The following is a 3,355-nucleotide window of genomic DNA, read 5'->3' as shown; positions in this document are numbered from 1 at the left end:
GAATTGATGCTTTTGCTGCGCCGCTTTGAAGAAAAGACAGGCCAATTGTACGGGATGCAAAAAATCCGTGGCTTTTGTCATTTGTACATAGGACAGGAAGCAATTGCTGCTGGTGCGATGACAGCTACCAAGCCGGAAGATAAATTCATCACGGCCTACCGTGATCATGCGCTGGCAATTGCGAAAGGGATTTCCGCTAAAGCTTGTATGGCAGAACTGTATGGTAAAGCAACCGGTTGTTCGAAAGGAAAGGGAGGCAGTATGCACTTTTTCTCCAAGGAACATGGCTTCTTCGGCGGCCACGGAATTGTTGGAGCCCAGATAGGTACCGGTGCCGGCCTCGCACTTGCAGAGCAGTACAAAGGAACAGACAACGTAGTGTTGTGTTTCTTCGGTGATGGCGCTGCCCGCCAGGGTATTCTCCATGAAACCTTTAACATGGCAATGACCTGGAAGCTCCCGGTAATTTTCATTTGTGAAAACAACATGTACGCAATGGGTACTTCTGTAGAACGTACCTCCAACGTACTGGATATCTATAAACTGGCGGATGCTTACGAAATGCCGGCCGATTCTATCGATGGTATGAGCTGCGAAGCTGTACATGATGGTATCGAAAGAGCGGTAAAACGTGGCCGTGAAAACGGCGGTCCAACCCTCCTGGAAATCAAAACATACCGCTATCGCGGTCACTCCATGAGCGACCCGGCTAAATACCGCACCAAAGAAGAACTCGAAGAATACAAGGAAAAAGATCCGATCAACGAAGTACTGAGAGTTATTCAGAAAAATAAATGGGCTACCGAAGCAGAAATTGAAGCGATCAACGAAAGAGTGAAAACAGAAGTGGAAGAATGTGTGGCATTCGCAGAAGAATCTCCGTGGCCAAGCGATGATGAATTACTGAAAGACGTTTACGTTCAGCAGGATTATCCATTCATCGTTGACTAATGTATTTAGCTATCTGCTTTAAGCCTTTAGTAAATGTAGCAAAAGCTGCATCTGCTAAAGGCTTAAAGCCTAAAGCTAAACCCTATATTTAATAACCAAGCAATCACAATTACACCTTACAATGGCAGAAACTAAAGATAAAGCCACCGTGCCTCAACCTACAAAAGATTTTGACCTGGAAGCATCCATGCACAAGGCAGAGGATTTCTTCTATAAAAACAAAAACGTTATTACAATAGCTGTACTGGCTGTGGTAGTAGTGGTAGGCGGTTTCTTCGCCTATAACCGTTTTGTAAAACAACCGAATGAAAACAAAGCGCAGGAAATGATCTTCCATGCGCAAAACTACTTCGCGGTAGATTCATTCAAACTGGCACTGAACGGTGATGGTAACAACTATGGTTTCCTCCAGGTGGTAAACAAATACGGCAGCACCAAAGCCGGTAACCTGGCCAAATACAGCGCCGGTGTTTGTTACATCCGTTTGGGCGAATACCAGAAAGGCATCGACATGCTGAAATCTTTTAGTTCAACAGACCTGCTGCTGCAACCCACTGCCTACGGTTTGATCGGCGACGCTTACATGGAGCTGAACAAAGCGGATGAAGGTATTGAGTCTTACAAAAAAGCAGGACACTATAACGATAACGAACTGACGGCCCCTGTTTACCTGTTCCGTGCAGGCCAGGCCCTGGAAAAAGCAGGTAAAGCGCAGGAAGCCGTTACCATCTACAAAGAGATCAAAGAGAAATTTCCTACGACTAACGAAGGTCGTGAAATGGACAAATACCTGGCAAGACTGGGAGATGTAAAGAACTAGCTGATAGCAGTCAGCTGCAGGTTCCGGCCGGCAGCTGACTGCCAACAGCCCAAAGCTATAGAATAATATGTCCGAGCACAATAAAAGCTTATTAAATGACGCTGGCATTCTCAACCTGGAGGATGCCAGTGTTGTTATGGTGTATACCGAATGGAACGACGCCATCGTAAACGAACTGGTAAACGGCTGCGAAAAAGCCCTCACACAGTATAAAGTTGGTAAATCAGAAAAAATAATTGTACCGGGCGCTTTCGAGTTGCCGTATGCCTGCAAACAATATTGGGAAACCACCAAAGGCACCGGTAAACAGCCTGGCGCTATTATTGCTTTCGGTTGCGTGATCCGTGGCGAAACACCACATTTCGATTATGTATGTAAAGCCGTAACAGAAGGTATCCTTCAATTGAACCTTCAGTTACCCGTTCCTGTTATATTTGGAATCCTGACGGTAGATAATGAGCAGCAGGCGCTGGACAGACTTGGCGGCGCCCACGGGCACAAAGGGGAAGAAGCTGCCATTACTGCACTGAAGATGATCGCATTGCAAAGAAAGTTAGCTAAAAGCTAAGGCTAACGCTAAAAGCTATAGAGATGAATGTACAGTTATTTATACCGTGTTTTGTAGATCAGCTGTTTCCTGAAACCGCCTTCAATATGGTGAAGGTGCTTGAGAAACTTGGATGTAATGTAATGTATAATACGGAGCAAACCTGTTGTGGTCAGCCGGCCTATAATGCCGGGTACCAGGATGAATGCCGCACTGTGGCTACCAAGTTTGTGAAGGATTTCAAAACCTTCGACTATATTGTTGCTCCCAGCGGTTCCTGTACAGGTTTTGTAAGAAACTACTATGGCAAATTGTTCGATAATTCCGCCGCGCACAATGATGTGAAACTGCTGAAGAAAAACCTCTACGAGTTTACCGAATTTCTCACAGATGTATTGCACGTAACAGACCTGGGCGCTACCCTCAATGGAGTTGGCACCTATCATGATGCCTGCGGCGCCTTACGGGAATGCCAGATCAAGGAAGGCCCCCGCAAACTGTTGGAAAAAGTAAAAGGACTGGAGCTGAAAGAAATGAACGACTGTGAAGTGTGCTGTGGCTTTGGAGGTACCTTCTCCGTGAAGTTTGAGCCTATTTCCATGGGAATGGGGGAACAAAAAGTAAACAATGCTGTTAACAGCGGCGCCGATTACCTGATCTCCACTGATCTTTCCTGCCTGATGCACCTGGATGGTTATATCCGTAAACACGGCACCAACATCAAGGTGATGCACATTGCGGATGTATTGGCCAGTGGCTGGTAACCTTACTATCTGATTACGAAAATTAAGTACAATATGAACTATTGGTTGGTGAAATCCGAGCCGTTTAAATATTCCTGGGACCAGTTTGTAAAAGATAAACTCACCTTCTGGGATGGGGTGCGTAATTACCAGGCGCGCAACAATCTCAGGGGAATGAAGAAAGGCGACCAGGTACTGTTTTACCACAGCAATGAAGGCATGGAAATAGTAGGCCTGGCTACCGTGGCCAAAGAAGCCTACCAGGACCCTACCACACCGGATCCTAACTGGGTG

The 3,355-nt window shown here is 46.1% G+C and carries 5 protein-coding genes; all 5 read left to right on the top strand.

All coding sequences use genetic code 11. The features are described from left to right. The coding region (pdhA, locus tag VN105_RS10125; RefSeq protein ID WP_325640436.1) for a pyruvate dehydrogenase (acetyl-transferring) E1 component subunit alpha at window positions 1-951 on the top strand (951 nt) is incomplete at its 5' end. 121 nt (window positions 952-1,072) lie between these two features. Continuing rightward, complete coding sequence (locus VN105_RS10120; RefSeq protein WP_325640434.1) at window positions 1,073-1,771, top strand: tetratricopeptide repeat protein; 699 nt, start codon at window positions 1,073-1,075, stop codon at window positions 1,769-1,771. 67 nt (window positions 1,772-1,838) lie between these two features. Then, window positions 1,839-2,339, top strand: coding sequence for a 6,7-dimethyl-8-ribityllumazine synthase (ribH, locus tag VN105_RS10115; RefSeq protein ID WP_325640432.1), 501 nt, complete (start codon window positions 1,839-1,841; stop codon window positions 2,337-2,339). A 23-nt stretch (window positions 2,340-2,362) separates the two neighbouring features. Next, window positions 2,363-3,082, top strand: a complete 720-nt coding sequence (locus VN105_RS10110) for a (Fe-S)-binding protein (protein WP_325640430.1) — start codon at window positions 2,363-2,365, stop codon at window positions 3,080-3,082. A gap of 33 nt (window positions 3,083-3,115) precedes the next feature. Further along, window positions 3,116-3,355, top strand: a 240-nt coding sequence (locus tag VN105_RS10105; protein WP_325640428.1) for an EVE domain-containing protein, incomplete at its 3' end; no start/stop codon positions are given.

The organism is Chitinophaga sp. (genome assembly GCF_035564935.1).
GTDB lineage: Bacteria > Bacteroidota > Bacteroidia > Chitinophagales > Chitinophagaceae > Chitinophaga.
This window is presented reverse-complemented; position numbering and strand designations above follow the sequence as displayed.

Coding starts and splice junctions, on each gene's coding strand:
- ribH (WP_325640432.1), top strand. CDS start 1,839: ATGTCCGAGCACAATAAAAGCTTATTAAATGACGCTGGCATTCTCAAC.
- VN105_RS10110 (WP_325640430.1), top strand. CDS start 2,363: ATGAATGTACAGTTATTTATACCGTGTTTTGTAGATCAGCTGTTTCCT.
- VN105_RS10120 (WP_325640434.1), top strand. CDS start 1,073: ATGGCAGAAACTAAAGATAAAGCCACCGTGCCTCAACCTACAAAAGAT.